Source organism: Psychrobacter pygoscelis (assembly GCF_004335015.1).
GTDB lineage: Bacteria > Pseudomonadota > Gammaproteobacteria > Pseudomonadales > Moraxellaceae > Psychrobacter > Psychrobacter pygoscelis.
Window position 1 is genome coordinate 89,580 of the sequence record NZ_RQRU01000008.1, and the last position, 21,777, is coordinate 111,356.

26 protein-coding genes and 1 tRNA gene are annotated in these 21,777 nt (G+C 47.7%); 26 read left to right on the forward strand and 1 reads right to left on the reverse strand.

All coding sequences use genetic code 11. From position 1 onward, the window contains the following. The first annotated feature begins 1 nt into the window (after position 1). The 8 genes from EGV92_RS13430 to EGV92_RS13465 all read left to right on the forward strand — a co-directional run bounded on the left by EGV92_RS13430 (position 2) and on the right by EGV92_RS13465 (position 8,216). Positions 2–544, forward strand: coding sequence for a DUF3486 family protein (locus EGV92_RS13430; RefSeq protein ID WP_131669817.1), 543 nt, complete (start codon positions 2–4; stop codon positions 542–544). Then, entirely contained in the window at positions 544–2,127 is a 1,584-nt protein-coding gene (locus EGV92_RS13435) for a hypothetical protein (protein WP_131669818.1), read from the forward strand. Before EGV92_RS13430 ends, EGV92_RS13435 begins: the two co-directional genes overlap by 1 nt. A gap of 44 nt (positions 2,128–2,171) precedes the next feature. Continuing rightward, on the forward strand, positions 2,172–2,504 hold the full coding sequence (locus EGV92_RS13440) for a BppU family phage baseplate upper protein (RefSeq protein WP_131669819.1): 333 nt from the start codon (positions 2,172–2,174) through the stop codon (positions 2,502–2,504). A 31-nt stretch (positions 2,505–2,535) separates the two neighbouring features. After that, positions 2,536–2,775: a hypothetical protein gene (locus EGV92_RS13445; protein WP_131669820.1), complete on the forward strand. Its 240-nt coding sequence runs from the start codon at positions 2,536–2,538 to the stop codon at positions 2,773–2,775. Between the two features lie 4 nt (positions 2,776–2,779). Beyond that, complete coding sequence (locus EGV92_RS13450) at positions 2,780–3,283, forward strand: hypothetical protein (RefSeq protein ID WP_131669821.1); 504 nt, start codon at positions 2,780–2,782, stop codon at positions 3,281–3,283. 2 nt (positions 3,284–3,285) lie between these two features. Further along, positions 3,286–4,656 carry a hypothetical protein gene (locus tag EGV92_RS13455; protein WP_131669822.1) on the forward strand — a complete coding sequence of 457 codons (1,371 nt, stop codon included), beginning with the start codon at positions 3,286–3,288 and terminating at the stop codon, positions 4,654–4,656. Positions 4,657–5,180: 524 nt separating this feature from the next. Next, positions 5,181–6,860, forward strand: coding sequence for a DUF935 domain-containing protein (locus EGV92_RS13460; protein WP_131669823.1), 1,680 nt, complete (start codon positions 5,181–5,183; stop codon positions 6,858–6,860). Between the two features lie 3 nt (positions 6,861–6,863). Next, a complete protein-coding gene (locus EGV92_RS13465; protein ID WP_131669824.1) occupies positions 6,864–8,216 on the forward strand; it encodes a phage head morphogenesis protein in 1,353 nt (450 codons plus the stop codon). Positions 8,217–8,222: 6 nt separating this feature from the next. Here EGV92_RS13465 and EGV92_RS14010 read toward each other — a convergent pair. Continuing rightward, positions 8,223–8,299, reverse strand: a tRNA-OTHER gene (locus tag EGV92_RS14010). A gap of 78 nt (positions 8,300–8,377) precedes the next feature. On the opposite strand from EGV92_RS14010, the gene EGV92_RS13470 reads away from it, so the two are divergent. From EGV92_RS13470 to EGV92_RS13550, 18 genes are all read left to right on the forward strand, one after another. Beyond that, the gene (locus EGV92_RS13470) at positions 8,378–8,860 is read left to right on the forward strand and encodes a phage virion morphogenesis protein (RefSeq protein WP_131669825.1); all 483 of its coding nucleotides are present in this window, start codon (positions 8,378–8,380) and stop codon (positions 8,858–8,860) included. A gap of 373 nt (positions 8,861–9,233) precedes the next feature. Continuing rightward, a complete protein-coding gene (locus tag EGV92_RS13475) occupies positions 9,234–10,406 on the forward strand; it encodes a phage protease (protein WP_131669826.1) in 1,173 nt (390 codons plus the stop codon). A gap of 66 nt (positions 10,407–10,472) precedes the next feature. Further along, positions 10,473–10,916, forward strand: a complete 444-nt coding sequence (locus EGV92_RS13480) for a hypothetical protein (protein ID WP_131669827.1) — start codon at positions 10,473–10,475, stop codon at positions 10,914–10,916. An 88-nt stretch (positions 10,917–11,004) separates the two neighbouring features. After that, positions 11,005–11,913 (forward strand): Mu-like prophage major head subunit gpT family protein, encoded by a 909-nt coding sequence (locus EGV92_RS13485; RefSeq protein ID WP_131669828.1) that lies wholly within the window; start codon positions 11,005–11,007, stop codon positions 11,911–11,913. A gap of 76 nt (positions 11,914–11,989) precedes the next feature. Continuing rightward, positions 11,990–12,454: a gp436 family protein gene (locus tag EGV92_RS13490; RefSeq protein WP_131669829.1), complete on the forward strand. Its 465-nt coding sequence runs from the start codon at positions 11,990–11,992 to the stop codon at positions 12,452–12,454. A 27-nt stretch (positions 12,455–12,481) separates the two neighbouring features. Next, on the forward strand, positions 12,482–13,090 hold the full coding sequence (locus EGV92_RS13495; RefSeq protein ID WP_131669830.1) for a phage protein Gp37: 609 nt from the start codon (positions 12,482–12,484) through the stop codon (positions 13,088–13,090). A gap of 10 nt (positions 13,091–13,100) precedes the next feature. Then, the gene (locus EGV92_RS13500) at positions 13,101–13,343 is read left to right on the forward strand and encodes a hypothetical protein (protein WP_131669831.1); all 243 of its coding nucleotides are present in this window, start codon (positions 13,101–13,103) and stop codon (positions 13,341–13,343) included. A gap of 47 nt (positions 13,344–13,390) precedes the next feature. Beyond that, positions 13,391–13,729 (forward strand): hypothetical protein, encoded by a 339-nt coding sequence (locus EGV92_RS13505; RefSeq protein WP_131669832.1) that lies wholly within the window; start codon positions 13,391–13,393, stop codon positions 13,727–13,729. Next, positions 13,729–14,298 (forward strand): hypothetical protein, encoded by a 570-nt coding sequence (locus EGV92_RS13510; RefSeq protein WP_131669833.1) that lies wholly within the window; start codon positions 13,729–13,731, stop codon positions 14,296–14,298. The genes EGV92_RS13505 and EGV92_RS13510 overlap by 1 nt, the downstream gene beginning before the upstream one ends. Further along, positions 14,295–14,483: an NAD-dependent epimerase/dehydratase family protein gene (locus EGV92_RS13515; RefSeq protein WP_131669834.1), complete on the forward strand. Its 189-nt coding sequence runs from the start codon at positions 14,295–14,297 to the stop codon at positions 14,481–14,483. Before EGV92_RS13510 ends, EGV92_RS13515 begins: the two co-directional genes overlap by 4 nt. Positions 14,484–14,533: 50 nt before the next feature. After that, the gene (locus EGV92_RS13520; protein ID WP_131669835.1) at positions 14,534–15,334 is read left to right on the forward strand and encodes a phage tail protein; all 801 of its coding nucleotides are present in this window, start codon (positions 14,534–14,536) and stop codon (positions 15,332–15,334) included. A 310-nt stretch (positions 15,335–15,644) separates the two neighbouring features. Continuing rightward, on the forward strand, positions 15,645–16,034 hold the full coding sequence (locus EGV92_RS13525; protein WP_131669836.1) for a hypothetical protein: 390 nt from the start codon (positions 15,645–15,647) through the stop codon (positions 16,032–16,034). 80 nt (positions 16,035–16,114) lie between these two features. After that, entirely contained in the window at positions 16,115–16,447 is a 333-nt protein-coding gene (locus tag EGV92_RS13530) for a hypothetical protein (protein ID WP_131669837.1), read from the forward strand. A 47-nt stretch (positions 16,448–16,494) separates the two neighbouring features. Then, positions 16,495–16,671 (forward strand): hypothetical protein, encoded by a 177-nt coding sequence (locus tag EGV92_RS14015; protein ID WP_165525631.1) that lies wholly within the window; start codon positions 16,495–16,497, stop codon positions 16,669–16,671. Between the two features lie 3 nt (positions 16,672–16,674). After that, entirely contained in the window at positions 16,675–18,711 is a 2,037-nt protein-coding gene (locus EGV92_RS13535; protein ID WP_131669838.1) for a phage tail tape measure protein, read from the forward strand. 75 nt (positions 18,712–18,786) lie between these two features. Then, entirely contained in the window at positions 18,787–19,380 is a 594-nt protein-coding gene (locus tag EGV92_RS13540; RefSeq protein ID WP_131669839.1) for a hypothetical protein, read from the forward strand. A gap of 130 nt (positions 19,381–19,510) precedes the next feature. Beyond that, positions 19,511–20,722, forward strand: coding sequence for a DNA circularization protein (locus tag EGV92_RS13545; protein ID WP_131669840.1), 1,212 nt, complete (start codon positions 19,511–19,513; stop codon positions 20,720–20,722). After that, positions 20,712–21,776 carry a phage baseplate assembly protein gene (locus EGV92_RS13550; protein WP_131669841.1) on the forward strand — a complete coding sequence of 355 codons (1,065 nt, stop codon included), beginning with the start codon at positions 20,712–20,714 and terminating at the stop codon, positions 21,774–21,776. Before EGV92_RS13545 ends, EGV92_RS13550 begins: the two co-directional genes overlap by 11 nt. The last annotated feature ends 1 nt before the right edge of the window (position 21,777 follow it).

The following is a 21,777-nucleotide window of genomic DNA, read 5'->3' on the forward strand; positions in this document are numbered from 1 at the left end:
CATGGGACGTGAAAGCGCTATCGACCAACTGACCCCTGAGCATCTTGAACTACTCAAAGCTCGACTTGAGGACTCAGGCTTCCAAAACTATCAAGAGCTGACAGATTGGCTGACCCAGCTTGGCTATGAGATCAGCAAGTCCAGCGTGCACCGATTTGGCAAAAAGCATGAGCAGAAAATTCAGGCCGTGAGCCTATCTACGCAAGCCGCCATCTATATGGCGGAGCGAAATCCTGATGATGCAGGGGCGCTATCGTCATCTGTCATTACCATGATGCAGTCTGAGTTTTTTAATGCCCTCGTGCAGCTGCAACAGCTCGATGACGACGGTAAGCCGTTAGAGCGCATGGCGGCATTAGCTAAGATAGGTAAAGGCGTGTCGGAGCTATCAAAAGCTGCCGTCAACCAGAAAAAGTGGCAGGTTGAAGTGCGCGATAAGGCGGAAAGAGCCGCTGAGGCGGTAACCGATATCGCGCAAAAAGGCGGGCTGTCTGGTGACACCGTACAAGAGATTCGGCGCGCTATCTTAGGAATCGCAGATTAATGAGTCAGATAAAAAGTCCGCCCCTCCTTGAGTCTACCCCTAACCTGCCTGCGCCAGCGGTACTGCTGACCTATCAACAAGCTTGGATCGCTGATGATAGCCAGTTAAAAATAGCCGAGAAGTCGCGGCGTATTGGTATCACGTGGGCTGAAGCCTCAGATGATGCATTGATTGCCGCAGCAGATAAATCGGCTGGCGGCCAGAACGTTTATTACGTCGGTTATAACCAAGATATGACCATGGAGTTTATCGAAGCATGCGCGATGTGGGCGCGCTCATACAATCATGCGGCGAGTGAGATTAAGGAAGGACTATGGGAGGATGGTGATAAACAAATCAAGATGTATACAATCCGTTTTCCTAATTCTAAACACCGGATTACCGCCCTATCGTCTCGTCCCTCCAACTTACGTGGTAAGCAGGGTATCGTGGTCCTCGATGAAGCGGCCTTTCACGAGGATCTTGCAGGCTTAATCAAAGCAGCATTGGCACTACTAATCTGGGGCGGTAAAGTCCGGATTATCTCTACCCATAACGGAGATGAGAACGCTTTTAATGACCTAATCACTGAGGTACGAGCGGGTAAGCGTAGCGGCACGGTGCATAAGACCACCTTTCGCGAGGCGGTCGAGCAAGGGTTGTATCAACGCGTGTGTCTGCGCCGTGGCATTCCTTACGATCCTGTAGAGGAGGCCGCTTGGATGGCTGAGGTCTATAAGTTCTATGGGGATGATGCTGAAGAAGAGCTGGACGTGATACCTGCCCAAGGCTCTGGCCGCTGGCTGACGATGGGACAGCTTGAGAAGCTGCAAAATGACGAGCGGCCTGTGATCCGCTTTGTGGCTCCTAAAGGCTTTGAGACCTGGACTGAAGACGCTAGAAATGTGCATGTTGATGAGTGGCTTGACGCTAAAGCCGACCCTGTGCTGTCTATGCTTGACGCAACCCACGCGCATTATTACGGGCTGGACTTTGCCCGTCACCGTGATGCCTGTGTGATGTGGTGGCAGGCGCAAAAGCTGAATTTAGCTCGCTATTGTCCGTTTGTACTAGAGATGGAAAAGACGCCGTATAAACAACAAGAGCGCATCTGTATCCATGTCATCGAGCGAGTGCCAAGGTTTAACCAGGGCGCAAATGATGCGGGCGGGAATGGTGAGTATCTGGCTGAGGCGCTGCAAGTGAAGTTTGGCGCGCATCGCATCGATGCGGTCAAGCTAAGCGAGGGCTGGTATGCCGAGCATACGCCGCACTTTGGCGCTTGTCTGACCGATGGCACGATTGAAGATATGCCGGCTGATCGTGATATCCGTGACGACCATCTATTATTTACTAAGATTAAGGGCGTGGCACGGATACCAGCTAAGCGCACCACTAGCTCAACTGGTAGCAAGCGCCACGGCGATAGTGGTATCGCCCATCTACTCTGCGACTATGCCAGTAAAAGCCCCACACCTGAAATGGAGTGGATGCCTGTGCCTATCAGCTCTAATGAGATAAGCCATGAGATGCGTGAGGCGTGGGATGATTTAATCGGCTTCGGTGGAGAATATGTAGGCCGTGGTGGTCATGACGGCTGGTAGTCGTCATTCGCAGTCATTCGCATTAATCAAATTATGGAACATCTATGCACTTTAACACAGACAAAATTGAGTTTAAAGAATACGAGTCCGTCTACATCGACTGCGAGTATGTCGACGATGAAAACGATGATGCACCTATTAGCTTAGAGAACATTGATATCACTGCTGACCTGCTCTCTATGGGCAATACGCGTGTTGATCAGTTTGCGGTCGAGATGATAGATGCTGTTAATGGTCGCTTTATGCTAGTACCGACTAAAGACTGGTATCCGCCTGGCACCTATAAAAGCGACGTATTATTTGAGCGAGACAATCGGCGTATCGCCAGCGAGACCTTTAAACTCAATATCATCAATGGTGTGACTGTCCCGCGCTAAGACCCCGTTAAGATCGTGCTAAGGAGCCGATATGGCCAAGCTAATACTGACTGTAAAAAAGCATTCCCCACTCACAGGTAGCCTACAGGTTTTGGGTAAAACGTCAATCAAGATGGGTAAGTTCGTGCCTGTGGCCCTAAGACCGTCTGAGCTTATTAGCAATGACATACCAAACACTCTATACGTCGGCACCGACGGCAAGCTGGTGGCTACACCGACTGACGTAAAAGATGCTGACTTTATAGCTCATTATTTACTAGCTAAAGGATAACTTCATGACACTCAATCAACGCATTATCGCCCTTGCCAAATCCATTGGGGGCGATGTTAAAGCTCTAATAGAAGCTGACGGAGATTTAACAGAACTAACCACGGCGGCTAAAGAAAATCTGGTTGTAGCAATTAACGAAGTCCGTGAACTTGCAAGTCAGTCAAGCGGCGCTAAGATTGACGACTCCGCTACCAATGGCGCGACTACTGTCGTCTGGTCTGCTGATAAAGTTTACGATGCCATTCTTGAGGCTAGAAATGAGCTTAAGAATGAGCTGACAGGTGACGCAGGTGCAGCCTTAGACACCCTAGGCGAGCTTGCGGATGTGCTGGGCAACAACCCAAACTTTGCTACTGAGATTGCAAGAGGTATGGCCAAGCGGGTGCGCGTTGATGCAGCGCAGACCTTTACCACTGCCGAAAAACAACAAGGCTGCAACAATCTAGGCATCGGCAATCCTGATTATGACTTCGTGGCTGGTTACAATACTGCGAAAACGGGAGCGTAATAGTGTCTCGGCTTAATGAGATAAAACGACTTGCTGTTGCCATCGGCAATGACATCAAAGGCTTGCAGGAGGTGATGACCAGGCTTGGCACAGCGGCTTTTAAAGATGTCGGCACTGCAGATGGGCAAGTCATGCCCTCTGATGAGACTTACAGCTCATTAGCCGTGCAAAGTCGCGGGATGAATCTTGTGACTAACGGTACTGGACTGATGAACAATAACTATAATTTTGCTAGTTTTGAATTTTATCCTCAAGATACTTATGTAGGCGGCGGGAGTTTTTTACATACCGGACGCCACTCTTGGACTACAACAACAGATGAGTTTATACCAGTGATAGCTGACAAGTACTATAAAGTAGAGATGTCACTAAAAGCAATCAATGGTGATGGACCAAGAGCGTACATTGGGATTGTTGCGTACGATATAGATAAGCTTCGCATAGCTCCATATCATTACACATACCATGCCGAGACTGTGACTACATTAGTTGCACCGCTGAAACCTCAAGACACTGTCATACATCTAGAGTCAGTAAATGGATGGCGTAATTCTGAGGCCGCGAGAAGAAATATAAAAATACACAGATATGTCAACAGTAAGGGGTATGCATGGCCGGCGGCAACATATACTCGAAATATTACTCGTAGCTATACACCGCTATACGATAACGACAATATCGATGATGATGATAATACAATATTACTAAATACACCCTGGGATCTGTACAACCCTGAAACCAATGACGGTAGTTGGCCTGCCGGTACAGTAATAAGTACATACACTCTAGCTGGTGGTAGGTATTTTTATCCATCAAATATAGTCGGTACGCCGATTCCAAATAAATGGATAAAGGGCTATGGAATAGTCGGATCGATTAATAAAAGCCCTCTCGCGACGTCGAATCAGTTTCCTCCCGGTACAGCTTATATAAAAATTGGTGCCTTATTAAACTACGGCGGTAATAAGACAGACCAGACATTAATATCTGGAGTTTACTTTTCAGAAATTACAGCAGAAAACATAGTCGGTGATGACAAAAAAATAGTTACTACCGACTTATCTGGTAGGTTACCGGTAACATCAATCACCGCTGGCAATGCAAGCTATAATCGAGCATGGCGTAAGCTAGAAGATAAAACATTTAGTAGTGGCTCTAGCACGATTACCGCAGCACATGGTGTCACAAACATCGCAGAGTTGTCAGTCAAAGCAGTTACCGATGCCGTGACATATTATCAAAACGATGTGCGACCCGCATATCAATTTACAGTCGAGTCAGACGACTCCAATATTATTATTAAAAAAGGCGCTGATGCTGTTGGGTTAGATGGCGCTACTGTAACTATTTATATAGATGAGGAGGTAAGCTAATGCCGCATAATTTTACGCAATCCAAAAGATGGTGTGAAATCAGCAATGTTTTCGCTTGAACGTATCACTAATACAGCAATGGCGACTATGTCAAAACTGATATAGGTAATTTAGTCAGTAACTCCCCGACGCCAGCTGACGAATATGATGAGTTGGTTGAGCTGGTTGATTTAGATGGCAGCGTACTTGGCAAGATAAAACGTGGGAATATGTACCAGCAAATTTTATTATTTTTGAATAGCGAGATGGCATATCAAGTTAAAAAAGACGCCACGCCTGAGCCAGATATTAATGATATAAGCAGGCCTGATGAGCCAATCTAAAGCTTACCTAGTATTTTACATAGCAGCTACTGCAGCTACTTGCCCACGTTACCAGCACAATATACGGCTCACGCTTTAGCCACTGCGAGCTAGTTACTAACTATGTCTTTGCATCATCGGAACTCACCCCTCCTCCCTACCCTACGGCCATCGCGCAATAATGAGTGATATCTCAAATAATCATTATGGTGCTAGGCGTCTATGTCTTTTTTTACATCACTATCGCAAGCTACAGCAGCGCTTAAGCAAGCGTCTGGCCTTATCATTGGTAACCCAATGGTCAAAACACAGCTTAAGAATCTCACTGGTTCGCAAATAGCAGAGACCGATGAGCGCGCGCACGTCTGGGAGCGACCCGAGCTAACACATCCAGCGGTGGGCCTAACACCTGCTAAGCTGCACCAACTACTGACTGGCGCTGAGTCAGGTAGTATGAATGACATGCTGGCGCTGTTTGAGGACATGGAGGAGCGCGACGGTCATATCTTTGCTGAGCTGGACAAGCGCAAACGGACGCTACTGAGTCTAGACTGGTATGTCGCACCACCTGAGGATGCGAGTGCAGCTGAAAAAACCCAAGCGGCGGTCATTCAGAAGCTAATGCGCGCGATCGGTGACTTTGACATTGTGATTAAAGATGCGCTAGATGCTATCGGCAAAGGCTTTAGTGGTCAAGAAATCAGCTGGGTGCGCGACGACAGTACTTGGTATATTGAATCACTGGAATTTCAAGTGCCGCAACGCTTCGCTATTGCATCGGACAATCGAACGCTGATGCTGGCCAACGGCATCAATGACCCCGAGCCACTATGGAATAACAAGTGGCTGATGCACACCCATAAAGCTAAGTCAGGCTATCTAGTACGCGGTGGACTTCATCGCATCTTAGCGTGGCCGTATGTGTTTAAAAACTACTCAGTGCGTGATCTGGCTGAGTTCTTGGAGATTTACGGGTTGCCGCTGCGTCTCGGTACTTATCCATCTGGCGCAACCCAAAGCGAGAAATACACGCTATTGCGGGCCGTGATGGACATCGGTCACCGCGCGGCGGGCATCATACCCCAAGGTATGCAAATCGACTTTAAAGAGGCCGCTAAAGGCACAAGCGACCCCTTTGAGTCGATGATCAAGTGGTGTGAGATGACGCAGTCCAAAGCCATCTTGGGCGGCACGCTAACGACTCAAGCCGATGGTAAGTCTAGTACCAATGCGCTCGGTAATATCCATGAGGTCGCTCGCCTTGAGATCCGCGATAGTGATGCACGGCAGCTGGCGACAAGCTTTAGCCGCGACCTTGTAGCACCACTCATGCGCATCAACTTTCCAAATGTACACCCGAGACGCTATCCCAAGTTTGTCTTTGACTTGTCCGAGCCTGAAGATATCACCACCTTTGCTGAGGCTATTCCTAAGCTCGCTGGTGTCCAAGGTATGCGAATCGGCGCTGAGTGGCTGCACGGCAAGCTGGGTATCCCAGTCGCAGGGATTGATGAGGCTATTGTGTCGACAACTATCGTCAATACCAAACCTGAAGCTTTGAGCTATCAAGCCGCACTGACAGCGCAGATGGCGCATAACGCACTTGGTAGTATGGCCTCGCAATCGCAGGCCGCCGAACAGCAGCTTGATGACGCCGCTGATGATGAGGCCATTAAAGATCATATAGAGCTGATGAGCCAGCGACTGGGGCAATCGGTAGTCGATAAATTAGATGCGGCTACTGGCTACGATGAGGCACTGGCAATACTGTCAAGCGCTGAGCCTAGCGCGGCAGTAGATGCGCTAGCCGAGAGCCTTGAGCAGTATATGACTGCTGCTGGTCTGTGGGGAGCGCTGCATCAGCAACCGCTGGAGCCGTTAGATAAAGTAAATAAGGGGTAGTCGATGCCACAATCTAAACCGACTGGCGGTAGCGACTCTAACATCAACCTTAGCAATATGTTTAACCGTCGAGCTGACGCAGCGATTGAGTATCTTCAGTCTAAAAAACCTAAGGCCAGTATCGACTATGCTGAGGTCAAGGGCCGCGCTCATGATCATGCGTTTGTGGTCGCTAAGATGACCGACCTAGACATAACAGCACAGGTGCAGCGCTCGCTGGTCACAGCGATGGAAGAAAACATGTCGTTTACTGACTGGCGCGATACTGTCAAGCCTATGCTGCAAGATAAAGGCTGGTGGGGCAAAAAAGAGATGTTGATGGATGACGGCACATCTAAGACCGTGCAGCTCGGCAGTGATCACCGTCTCAAGACCATCTACAACACCAATATCAATCAAGCTTATTATAAGGCCCGCGAGCACCACGGCGACTACGATATCTATCCCTATGCTATCTGGATAACGCGTCAAGATAAACGCTGTCGCCCAAGCCATCGAGCGCTGCACAATAAGATATTCCGCCGAGCCGACCCATACTATCAGTCGATCAAACCGCGTAAAGCTTGGAATTGCCGCTGTGATGAGATATTGCTAACCGCTAAGCAAGCGCAGCAATATATCGACAATGAAGGGGCAGTATTGCATGAGGACATTAGCGAGTATGTGAGCACCGAAATCTTCACCGTGCAAGGGGGCAATGGCGCTTATGAGGCTCCGGTCAATATCCTAAGATTGCCAGGACAGCCTGTCTACCGCACTGACCCAGGCTGGGTGCACGCCGGTGACGCATTACCGATACAGCCGATGCTAGACAAGGCAGCACAAGTCCCTGCACTGCTGGGTGCGAATAGTATGACAGCCGTATTAACGCGTCAATCGGTACTGAGCCGTTTTAATAACGATGTTAAAGAGTGGGTAAAGTCGGTAGACCCGCAACGGCCCAAGGGCGAATTTCGCCACGTGGGCGTCGTTGCTCCCAAGTTTATACCAATTATCAATGAGCGTGGTATCCAGTTAGATAGTGCCGTCATTACCTTGCATGATCGGATTACTTTGCAGCATTTAAGCCGCGCGCACAAAAACCACAACCCTGAGTGGGTCGCTAATATAGTGCAGCATTTGGCTGGCAAACACGCGCTGTACTGGGACAATATTAATCAGTATCCGGTGCTGGTGTTCGATGTCGAAGGTGGCAAATATAAGATGCTAGTGCAGATCGGCAAGCGTATCAAAGGACGTGATGCGGTGGATGCAAAACAGAATTATGTAGGCAATGTGATACGAACTATCGTGGTCGATACTGTAAGTAATGTCAAAAAAGGCAATAACTACACTTATCTTGCTGACAGTGACTAAAAAAGATGACACTGGACGGGACTCGAACCCGCATTAGACGGTTATAAATAACCAGACCTCATTCCTGTTGAGTACACAGTGTCAAGTTAAAAATAACGTCAATTAAAGGTAATTGCAAGTAGTACTGTTAAAAAAAATGACCGTTAACTAAAGAGACTGCGATGCCAACCCCAATCCTAATCACTGATCAATTGCAGCGAGTGCTCAATCAGGCAGCGCGTGGCTTAACTGATACTGCGCCGCTGACCAATATTATCGCTACTCAGTTGCTGTCCCAAACTCAGCAGAACTACAGGTCGATGGGAAGGCCGCGCTGGCGACCACTATCGCCTGCAACCATAACAGACTATAAGCGCCGAGGCATCAGCACCGATGGCATACTGCGCCGCACACACTCGCTCTATAACAGCGTGCAGAAATTCAGCACTGCTGATAGTGCTTCTATCAGTGCAGGCGGTGGCAATCAAGCGAGCAAGTACGCGGCCATCCATCAATTCGGCGGCTGGGCTGGTATCGGCCGTAAGATATATGTCCCTGCTCGGCCTTATCTGCCAATAGATAACCAAGGCAGCTTACAAGATGAGGCGGCTCATGGCATTAGCGAGGTGGTGCTGCTGTATTTGCAAGGTAGGTTTAGCGGATAGATTATGAGTAGATAGACAACTAGGGTCACGGCACAGTGTATTAATAGCGTTAGACCCCTGTTAGATTGCTCATATTTGGACGCTAAGAATAAAATGCGGTCAATACCTGACTTAAAGATTAAACGCCCTTAGAAGGGCGTTTTTTTGTGTCTTCAGTTTATAACGAAATCTATGACTATTAAATATCGGAACTGCGCCCTGTGCATCAATCAAGTCGATATTGAGATGATGAGGTCATCTTAACGGAATATCTGACTCGCAAACAAGCGTTAATTAAGATTGCAAAGCATAGGGGGACGTTATGTGAATTTCGCCTAATAACCATTATAACCACGATACCAACTTTTACTAGATATAACTTTAAGAGATAAGAATGAGTCAACCAGCGGACAATAGTCAGCCGAAAAATTCGTCATATCAGCAGCCTTATATCGCAGCCTTGTCATTAGAGATTGCTACCTCTAGTGCCGTCCCTGAGGGGAGCTTTTTGGTATTCCCTGAGGGCGAGACACGAGCGCGAGATGGCAGACCTACTGAATGTGGTAGCTGGAAGCTAGACGCTGTCAATGGAAAATCACTGGCAGAGGCTCTAAATGCGCTACCGACTGATATGGTCATCGACTACGAGCACCAGACACTATACAAAGAGCAAAACGGCAAACCCGCACCTGCGGCTGGTTGGCTGTCCGCAGGTCAGTTTGAGTACGTAGATGGCATCGGACTGTGTAATAAATCACCGAGCTGGACGGCAAAAGCAACCCGAGCCATCGCTGACCGCGAATACCGCTATAAGTCGCCTGTAATCGCTTATGACACAGACGGCAACGTCACTGGGGTGCTTAATGTCGCGATTACCAATCAGCCTGCTCTATTGACACTCGATGAGCTGACGGCGCTATCGCAAAAGCTAATCGCGCCGCTGTCTAAATTATCTACTTCTTTAAACCCATCCAATAATCAGGACAACCCTATGAAGCCATTATTAAAACTCATCATCGCCCAACTCGGCTTAAGCGCCGACACCACAGAAGAGCAAGCGGCCGAGGCACTAAACGGTGAGCTGGATAAAATTAAAGCCGCTGCTGCTGATGCGGATGTCGAAGTAGACGCGGATAAACCGCTGGCTGCTCTGTCTACAGTACTGACTAGCATCAATACCACGCCTGACCCTGCTAAGTATGTGCCTATTGCTACGATGAATAATACCGTAGCGGCGCTCAATCAGCAGATTGTCACATTACAAGGCAATCAAGTTGACCCTGCTAAGCAGCTTATTACAACCGCTCTGTCTGATGGTCGCCTGCTACCCGCGCAGCAAGAGTGGGCAACGTCCTACGCCAAGCAAGACCCAGATGGCTTTGCTAAGTATCTAGAGGGTGTGCCTCGCATGGTGGCATTAACCCAGAGTCAAACCGATGGTAAGCCAGACCCAGCGTCTCATGGGAACTCAAAAATCGCGGCGCTATCGGTAGAGCAAAAAGCAGTGGCCGCAGGCATGGGTATCTCTGAGACCGATATGCTCGCTCAGCTAAACGCTGAAGTCTAAAACGGCTAACGAAGTCGGCTCTCTATTTAATCCTAAATTAATAACTTGTAGATCAAAGGATACAACATGCTAAACACACCCTACCGAGAAGGTATCGCGATTCCACTCGCTATCGCATCCGCCATGACTATGGTTATAGAAGAAGGCGAGCTGGTGGCGGTCAATGCCGATGGCTTTGCTGTCCCTGCCTCTGATGATGATGCTATTAACTTAATCGGCCGAGCCGAACATACGCTAGACACGAATGAGCTGGCTGATGATGGTATGTATATCACTGTCACGCGTAACCGTCAGTATCTACTGGAAAATGACCCAGAGCAGCCTGTGACTCAAGCAGACTTTGGCTCGGTAGTGGTACTAACGGGTAAAAATACGGTTGGTAAAGTCACCCAAGGCTCTGGGCCTAAACTGGCTGCCGGGGTAATGATGGGCATGGACTATAACAGTAGCAAAGTGTGGGTAGAGATCGGCGGCACGCCCCTTGGCATGATTGATATCGCAGCGCCTTAAGCTAACCTGAGCTACTCTCTTAAGCTACTAGGCTAATAAACGCAGCATCTAAACACTAATCAGATTAAATTATTTATAAGGACATCCCATGATCGTAACTGGACCTGTGCTAAACACCATCGCGGCGGGCTTAAAGAAAGTCTATAACGATACGTTTAATAAAACCGAGTCATTTCACAGTAAAGTAGCAATGACGGTACCTAGCTCAAACAGTCAAGAGACGTATGCTTGGCTGTCGAAGTTCCCGCGTATGCGCGAATGGATCGGCGATAAAGTGGTGCACAAACTGTCTAAGCAGGGCTACACCATCGTCAATGATGACTTCGAGGTAACGGTCGAAGTTCAGCGAAACGATATCGAAGACGACAATATTGGTCAGTACAACAATCTGGCTCAGCAAGCAGGTTGGTCAGCTAAGCAATTGCCTGATGAGATGACCGCAAAATTGATCGTCGATGGCGATAAGAATAAATGCTATGACGGTACGCCATTCTTTGGTGCTAAACATCCTGTCACGGTAAAGGGTAAACCAGCATTTGTTAGTAACCTACTTAATAAGCCATTGTCAGCCGCGTCCCTCGAAGCTGCTAAAGCAGGCTTTGGTATTGGCCGCACCATCATGCAAAATTATGCTGATGAGTTTGACCGTAAGCTAAAAGTAAAACCTAACTTGCTGATCGTCGGTCCAGACCTAGAGGACACTGCTCGCACGCTAGTGACTGCTGACAGACTGGAAAATGGCGATCAAAATATCTATAAAGGCTCGGCTGAGCTATTGGTCATCAGTGAAATCCCTGCAGGCGAGTGGTACTTAGAAGATACGTCAATGCCAGTCAAAGCGCTTATCTTACAAGAGCGTAAGAAGCCCGTGTTTGTCGCTCAAACGGACCTCAATGCGCCAGATGTATTCATGCGCGGTGCTTATAAGTTCGGCGCGGAAGCTCGATACGGTGCAGGTTATGGCTTCTGGCAGTTGATGCTCAAAGGTCAAGGCTGACCTACGCCCTACCTAACCGCTTAAAGACTTGACTCGATAACTCGATGCCCGATAACCCGAAAAGGATACTCGACCGATGAATGATAGCAGTAGCCTTAATGTTAACACCAGCAATACCTACGCTACAGTCGAGGCGATGATCACCCGATGCGGCACTGAGGATTTGGTAGAGATTACCGATACTGAAGCACCGTACACGGGTGAGATTAATGTGGTCAAGCTACAGGCGGCTATCAAATCGGCAAACTCTGAGGTCGACGCTTATCTGGCCAAGCAGCTACATGTACCGACGGTGCTTAAGTCGCCATTTGTGCAGATGATGGCCTGCGATGTGGCTCGCTATCATGTGGCTCTCGGTAATGCTCGGGTTAGTGATCGCGATGAGAAGCGCTACGAGATGGCGGTGAAAAACCTGAAAGCGGTCAATAAAGGTGAGATTGGTATTGGTGCAGGATCGGCGCAGACCGAGGCTGCGCCCAGTATTAATCTAGCTCAGATGACCAGTGGCCGCCCTAGTGTATTTGGCAATTCGCAATATTAGACTATTAGGCAGTAAAAGGGCGCACCTATGCTAGCAGAGATAGAACAGGGCACTAAAGACACGCTGCATGACTATAACAGCTCTCATGGGGGCGGCTTCGTCCGCTGTATCAAAAGCTATGCCGGGGACTTTGATGCCGAGTCGCCTGATGCGTTTGCGCAAGTGGTCGCAAGCTTCCCTGCCATTTGGGTCACCTTCAAAAGCTCTGGTAAGCCTAAAAAGGTAGGAGCTAAAAAGCGTGTGCGTGAATATGTCTTTACCGTACTGGTCGCGGCCAACTCTGGGCGCAATGAAGAGAGCAGCCGTCAAGGGGCGTTTAAAGCTGATGGCACTATGCTGAGCATCGGTAGCTATCAGTTGATAGCACTGGTCGAGCACGCGCTACTCGGAAGCAATCTTGGACTCTCCATCGACCCGATGGAAGCTGGTGAAATCAGTGTCCTGTTTAACTCTAAAACTAAGGGCCAGGTCGTATCTGTTATGGCCTATGACTTTATCACCAGCGCCACTTTAAATAACCCTGACCGAGAGGCGGATACACCTTGGCTTAACACCATTAATGTGGATTATATCTATGATGCGGGCAGCGATGATGAGCATCATCTTGCCGCTGATCAGATCGCTTTAAACCTATAAGGATAATTTTATGCAACGTACACCGGGTACTTATACTGAGATCAACACGCAAACCCAACGCACAGGGCTGCCGAGCCAAAATCATACGATGGTGATGGTGGTGAGCGACCCCGCCGCGCCAGCTGCGCCAACGGCTATCTATGATACTGCCAGCGCTGATGCACTATGCGGTGACAACTCTAACGCAGGACGTATGATAACAGCGGCGGTCAATGTATCGCAGGAGGTGCGCGTAAACGTGGTGGGAAAGTAAGTAGTGTTAATGATCGTCAATCAACAGACACTGATTATGACGCGCTCGTGATAAACACTTCAGTTTGGATTAAAAACTTTAAACAAGAAAATGATTACACAAGCAATAATACTTCCGCTTATTTTGCATTAGAGATAAACGGCGTTATGTTTAACGCTGATAAGTCACATGATTTGACACAGATGCACGATGAGATCAGTCATTTAGTTACTCTCTATACTGACAGCGACGGCGGATTGTATATCGATCCAGCAGCCGGCAATAACGAGCTTATGCTGATCAAAATGTATCCAAGCGATGAGCAAAAACTATATTCAGACGAAATTTATGATGGTTTTATCACTGACGACGGCACCATCATCTTCAAGATACAACGTAGCGCATAATGCGAATCTCTTACTGCACAACTTGTCATAAGCGGCTTTGGCAGCTTAAGCAAACTATAGCCCACAACCTTGCTTATACTAAAACTGGTCAAGTTGAACTTTGTATACTTGCTTATAACGATGATGAGACTGAGCATTATCTACGTGATAACTATGCTGACTACATAGAAGATGGTCGACTAAGAGTTAAGACTCATATTGAGAATAAGGTATTTGCCGATGGCTCGCGATGGTCCTGCGGTTATGTCAAAGACTTAGCTCATAAAATGGCAACTGGCAGAGTGCTGTTTAATCTCGATGCTGACAACTTTATTGATAATGATTTGCAGGCAACCCTATTCTCGCTTAAAAAAGATGAGATATTGATCACAAAGCAATCAGAATGGCAGCCGGACGGTCGCAGCGGCAGAATCGGCGTGCATCATACTCTTTATATTAAAGTACGATATAGAGATAAAGGCAGGTCGGATGATGGAGATTTTATTAGACGCTGTATACAAGCAGGCGCTAAGGCCAAGCAGCTACGCTGTCAGTATAAGCCAATTGATAATACAGCAGGTGTGAGATGATTTTATTAACAGGTGGCTGTGGTTATATCGGTTCTCATACTTTGCTGGCTCTACTAAATGCAGGCTATAAAGTAATTGTACTAGATGATCTGTCAACAGGTAGCTTGCAAAAGTTTGATAGAGCTTGTGAGCTTTCAACTAATAGTAATAATGCAATCTTTAAACAAGGCGATATGCAAGCTTGAATGGAAAGCTGATAAAAATTTAATGAGTAACATAACAACCGGAGCATAAAATGCCTATAAAAACTAATCTGGTCGCTTCTGGCCACAGCATCATCGTACTCGACGCACCCATTAGCTCAGAGGCTGATGCCAATGACTGGGTTGAACACCTAGACTTTGTATCATCAAAAACTGAACAAAAAGATGCGATCTTAATCGTACCTTTTACCGACGTAGACGAGGCAACTGCCTTTGCCGCCTACCCTGCTGTCAAAAGCTGCTATCGCATCGTAGCAGTGTGCTATCACGGTGCGGTAGGCTTTGAACCTGAGCTAGCAGCTGGCGTCGCAGCAACAATTGCCAGTGAAGCCGATCCAGCTCTACCCTTTAACGGTTGTAAGCTACCCAATCTACCTGTAGTTGATGGCAGTAGCCGACTGACTAAAACCCGTATTGAACAGGCCTTGCATGCTGGCATAGCGATGGTCGATGTTGGTCATGATAATAAGCCTGAAATCGTACGGTTAATCAGTACTTATCAAATCAACCCCGTCACCGGCCAAGCTGATGATTTACTGCTAGATATCAATGCAGCTTTGATACTGCGTTATGTGCGCCGTGACCTTCGAGCTGCCGCTGCCGCGAACCCGCGCCGCAAAAATACGGCGGCTGCACGGCGCAATCTGCGTAGTCTGTTTCTCGACCGCTGCTTAAAGATGAACGATGCTGAGATTCTTGAACACGTCAAAGCAACTAAAGATGAGCTGACGGTGGTGCAGAGCAAGCTGGATAAGACGGCGGTTGATGCGCGGATACCGTCTCATTGGGTACGAGGTATGCACGTCATTAACACAACGTTGGATGTTTATTAGACCTTTTGGAAATCCTATTTAAAGGATTTCCCTTGCGGCGCTAAAAAAGCAGTGCTTTTTTTAAACGCGACTCAGGGTACGAGGTATGCACGTCATTAACACAACGTTGGATGTTTATTAGACCTTTTGGAAATCCTATTTAAAGGATTTCCCTTGTGGCGCTAAAAAAGCAGTGCTTTTTTTAAACGCGACTCAGGGTACGAGGTATGCACGTCATTAACACGATATTAGATGTGTACTAAGTAGATATGTAATAAGTCTTAGGCTAAAGCCCTAATTATAAACAACTATCAATAGTAAGGATTGGATTATGAGTGATGCAGATGTCGTCGGTACCATTGTACTGACCGTGGATGGCGTGGAGTATGACTGCGCTAGTGTTAGCCCTAAGTTTGTAACGGGTAAAAAGCCCGTGGCCACCATGAACCGACAAGGTAAGACTCGTAAAAAGACCAAAACGACAAGCTCGATCACTTTATCGCTTGAGGTGATCATACCCGAATCCGGAGATATTGACTGGGCGAACATCGAAGATGGCCGCGTCACCGTCGAGTCGCTGGACGGTGGTCACCGAACTACTTATACAGGCTGCGAGGCCACCGATGTCTCAGAGAGCTATAAGCTGGACGGCGAGGCCACGCGGACTATCGAGATGTTTGCGCTTGATCGCATCATTGAGGACGGCGAGGCCACGTCTTAACTGGCTAAATATGCTCAATAGGCCATTGGCTGAACCCCTTTAAAAATCAACCCTAAATAATGGTACGTAAGGACATTAATATGCCAAAAGCTAAACCTGATAACAGCGCGCAAACTCCATTGGTAGAGGCTATCAAACTGCCTGTCGGAATCCTAATCGACGATACTCGGCACAAGGAGGTTGAGCTACGGCCTATCACGCTGGGTGAGAGCTACGAGGCGTCATTCAAGGCCCGCGAGACCGACTTGCAGGCTCTTGTCGATCTGGCTTGTATGACTCATGTACCCGCTCTTGGCCGCTGCTTAAGCTATGACGAGCTGGCCGGATGCAGCCGCCAAGATGGCCGCGAGATTGAACAGGCACGGATGCGACTGGAAAAAAAAGAGCAAAGACAAGCAACCACGTCCGCCTAGTCGGCCTGCTCATCAAGGCTGGCGTACCCTACCGCGAGGCGTGGGATATGCCCGTCGGTATGGCGTTAGATATGCTTGGTAGTCCGCCTAATAGCACTAAATCTAAACACGACTCTCAACCTGCTGGCGTCCCTCTGCCAAAATCACTGGTCAATACGGCCAGCCCCAACCCCAGCTGCAAACTCGTCGCCCGACATCGAAAGTCTCAACTTAATAAAGGTTAATCTATGTCAACCAATACTGTCGTCCTCAGGCTACTGCTGCGCGGTAATGCTGGCCGTGAGCTGACCCGCATTGCTAACCAGCAGCGCCGTGACACGCGCACGATCAATGATATGCAGCGCTTGGGACTAAGGACGCAGCGCCAAGTCCGAGATGAGATTCGCAATCAGGAGCGGGCTTATCGACGGCTGCGCGCCTCTGCTAATGCGACCTCTAACGACATCCGCCGCGCGCATCGAGCCATGCGTCAAGAGGTACGTAGGCTTAATGATGAGCTGAGAACGTCTGACAGACTTACTAGTCGAATGGGCAACGTCGGCGCTGTCGCTGGTGGCGTGGCTGCAGGGGCTATGGTGCTGCAAAGTCAGATCCATCCTGCACGGACGTATGATGAGAAGTTAGCTCGTACCGCTGGCACAGCAACGTATGGTCAGGATATGACTGTGGCTGAACGTAAACTGGTTAAAATTGAGCTTGGTAACTCAGTAAAAGAAGCCGTGCGTCAAGGTGGCGGTACCCGCGATGGAGCAATTGAAGCGGCGCAGCGGCTGATCGGTAGTGGTGAGTACGATATGGCCTCTGTCAAAGCGGTACTAGGAGCCACTCAACGCGCCTCTTTCGTATCCGAGGCCTCCCCTATTGACGCCGCTTCTGTGACTTTACAACTCAAAAACTTCGGTATATCTGAAGAAGATATCGCCCAAGGTCAGGATATCGCGGTAGCAGGTGGGCAACTTGGAGGCTTTGAATACAACACGATGGCACGTTATCTGAGTCAGCAATTACCACTTGCTAAAGCTGCAGGGTATGGAGGCCTAGAAGGCTTTAAAAAGATTGTAGCCATGAATCAGGTAGCAATGCGGACCGCTGGTACTGAAGATGAAGCGGGGAACAATGTCGTCAATCTACTACAAAAGCTCAATAGTAATGAGTTTAGCAGGTCAATAAAAAAGAATATAACGCCGCGCCCTGGTGATCCTAAAACTGTTAAAGGTGGCGGCCTAGACTGGGCAGCCTATGCACAAATACAAAAAGCAAAAGGAGTTGACCAAGTTGACGCCTTTGTAAAATTACTTGAACGTGAGCTTGAAGGTAATAGCCAGTATCAAAGTCTTAAGAGTCAAGCAGACAATGCCAGTGGTAAAGAAGCACAAGCATTGTATGAGCAGATGACTCAGATGATGCAAGGTACTAACTTAGGTAACATCATTGCAGACCGTCAAGCTTTAATGGCAGCACTAGCCGTCAGCAGTAGTGGCGATGAAAACAAGCGCATTAAGTCAGGTCTAGATAACGCCAGTGGCACAGTTAACGATTTTTATGAGCTGTTCAAAGACGATGAATGGGCAACCGCTCGGCAACGGCAACAAGAACAGCTCAATATCAACTACAACCTCTATAAAGATGTGAATGGAGCACTGAGTACTTTCAACTCTGAGATGGCTGGCTTTATGCAGAACCATGAAGAGCTGTCTAAAGCGGCTTATGGTGCTGGGGTGGCGCTTGCTAGTATTGCTGCTATGGGTACTGTCGGCTCTTTAATGGGTGGCGGTGGTCTGGGGGGTGGTCGTCTGGGGGCTGGTGCAGCTCGCGCAGGCGGTAAGGTAGCTGCAGTAGCTGCTACTGCTTACGTTGGCTATAAAGCCGGAAATTGGGTAAGTGATAAACTAGACGAGACACCTATCGGCGATAAAATACAACGTGCTATTACCAATACCATGGCCGCATTTGGTCATGACGGCGCTCAAGAACTGCAAGCAGCCAATGAAAAATACGATCAAATGATTGCTGAGCAGCAAGAAGCCAAAGCTAAACAAGAGCAAATGATTAATGAACAGGCTCAAACCAATCAGATACAAAGTCAGGTAGTAGCGCAGCAGGCACAGATGATAGGTCAGCTACAAACCATCGCCGCTAAGCCGCCGCCTACGGTCACTGTGCATCCACCGCGAATCACCATTGGTGGTCGGGCAGTGGCGATGAATATCATGGACGAGATATCAAAGAAAACCAAGCGTGGTCAGTTTGGGCCTTATAAATAACAGGATAAAAACGGCACAAAGGTGATATTTAATTATGTTATGGTATGTTGCTAAATATCAACTATAGGATATTAAATGAGAAACTCTACAATTATAACAATATTGAGTCTTGGCCTGTTTGCTTGTTCTAGTAATGATACTCCTAGTAGTAGTGGGCCAACTATAGATCACTCTACTGAAGTTGAAGCTGAAGCTGAAGAAAACCATTCAAATGAACCCGCTAATCTAGAGTCAGCAATTACTGCTTTTAAGCCTAGTCAAATGGATTACTATAATGAATTTCCAGCGGTATTAGGGCCTTTTATCAACTGGAACGAAAAAGTAGGAGCTTCTTGGGAGGAGTTGAATGCTATTGAAGAAACAACCTACGGTAAAGTAATGAAAGACCCAATTGCAGAGTATGGTAAACGGCTTTGCGTAAACGGTAATATTGTAGAAATTGATACTGACAGAAGTATGTCACAACCTCTCTATAATGGTGGTCTAGCAGATTACGATATGAACTTTTATAGGTTTACTGCTTTTGGATCTACTGGTGACTTGGTGGCGAACTCCAATGCGATATTTTGCGGAATTGTCGTAGGTAGATTGAGCTTTGATAACTCTATAGGTGGAACTACAAATGCTCCTTATCTATTTGGAATGTTTGACTTGCCAGCTAACAAATAATATTTGATTATTATCTAGTAATAAACCCTGCCATATGAGCAGGGTTTTTTTCGGAACTCTATCCTGTACTAGGTAATCCTAATCTAAGCCATAATCAACTCAATAATTAACCAATTACTTGAGTCGCCCTATGGCATGGCAGCACACCTTATATGACGCTAGCTTCCGAGGTATCGCATTCGACTACTTCGGTATCGATGATAGCCGTGCCAAGTCGCTAGCCACACATCAAGCGCCCTACGCTGATGATGCCGTTATTATTGATATGGGTAATAATCCTAAACAAATCAGTATGACAGCGCTGCTTAGCGGTGACGACTACGAGCCTACACTCGATGCTTTGATTGACGCATTAGAAGCCCAAGGCAGTGGTGAGCTTGTTCATCCTGTGTTTGGTACTGTGAATGCTGTCTGCGCCAGTCATTCTGTCAAGCATGATTCTGACATTGTGGATGGCTGCACAGTAGAGATGCAGTTCATTATTGCCAAACCTAAGCGTCATACTCAATACTTTAAACCTGAACCGATGCCAACTGCTACGCAGCAGGCTGATAACCTCATCTTGTCAAAGCCCACTCAAGAGATGGCCGAGTATCAAGAGCAGCTCGATACGATGTCGAATGAGGTCGCTGTGGCCCAAGCGCGAAGCATCCCTGAACAGATTAGGTTTAATTTGCGTGATATACGCATGACACTCGGCACCAATCTAGTACGTATTGACAACCTATTAAGTCCGCCTGATTGGCTGGGTAGTATTGTCAGTGACGTAGATAGCATCGTTAAAATGCTGCCCCTCGGCTATGATCCTATGGCTAATTGGCGCAGGCTATTTAACCAAATAAAACGTATCGGTAATGTGTTTGACAGTAATGATGTCGCACCACTGCGCCGCGTTGGACAAGTACTGCCAGCCGCTATGATCAGTCGTGGTTTATTGACTGTCTTAGAGGCGGAGCAACGCAGTCCTACTCTCACTCCGATTGACCTTGTTGCTATTACTGATGAGGCCCGCGCTAGCATTCAAGCTGCTATCGATACGATACGTAATGACGAAGTAATCCAGAATGATCATAACCTACCTATTATTAACATCGATATAACCCCCGTTATCGCAGACCTAAAAAAAGCAGCTGCCCAGCTGCAAACTCTGGTAGATGCGGTAATAAATAGCCGACCACCACTGATTACTCAAACCATATCTGTGCCAAGTACATGGCGGCTCATTGCCCATCAATTGTATGGTGATCATAACCGCGCTACTGAACTATCTCGCTTGAATCGTGGCTTAGTTGATGCCTCTAATATTATGCCAGGGACCCAAGTTGTCGCCTATGCTATTTAAATCAGACAACTCTAATATTGCCCTACATATTGATGGCGTTGAATGTGATACCTGGGACGATATAACTATTGATAGCGATATCGGCATACCCGCAGATGCCTTTAGCTTTAGTTGGTTTGGCGCTGAGCATGATGCCCTGCCTAGCAATATTTCGGCTGGTCATATTTGCCGGGTGACGTGTGATGGCGAGACAGTACTGACAGGTATTCTAGACCGTATTAGTCAGCGTATGGGCCGTAATGGACTCATCACAAACTTATCTGGCCGGGATCTAGCTGGACAGTTATTGGACTGCTCAGCCCCTATTGATGCCGCTACTAACCTAAGCTTGTCTGAGCTGATTAAACGTTATGTAACTGGCGGCGATCTGGCTAGTCTACCTATTAAGATTGGCAATGTGGCTCAAGACTGGCTCAAGGGTAAGACGGGAGTCGATATTGGCGAGTCTATCTGGGATGTACTATCAGCAGCAGCTCAGGCTAGTGGTCAATACGTATGGATGTCAGCTGCTGGTGAGTTGATGATTGGCAATCCATTTGATGTTCTTCAGCCTAAAGTTAAACCGAAGTTTTATCTCTATAGCGATGAGCGCCGCGAGCAAAATAATGTGCTCGCAGCGGATTATCAAAATGACGTATCAAATGCTTTTAGTAGCATTGAGATTATCGGTCAAAACAACAAGGGTAAGAACTTCAAAGCGGAAGTCACAGATAGCCGCATTGCCGTAAAGCGTCATAATATTATTAGTGACAGCCGCTCTGACACTCAAGCGGAGGCTGAGCGCTTTGCCAAAAAGGCAATGGCTGATGCGTGGTTAAACGCCACAGACCTAACGCTATCAGTATCAGGTTGGATGTATAAAGGGCAGCCTTGGCAGACAGGCTGGGCGGTAAGCTTTGATAGTGATGTGATACCGCGTGCTAAAGGTGACTGGGTAATATACGCCCGTACGCTACAGTTCTCAAGAGTGGACGGCCATATTACTGAGCTGAACCTAAAGCGACGTGAAGATTGGATGCAGCCTGTCAAGCACACAGACCTAATAAGGAAATAAA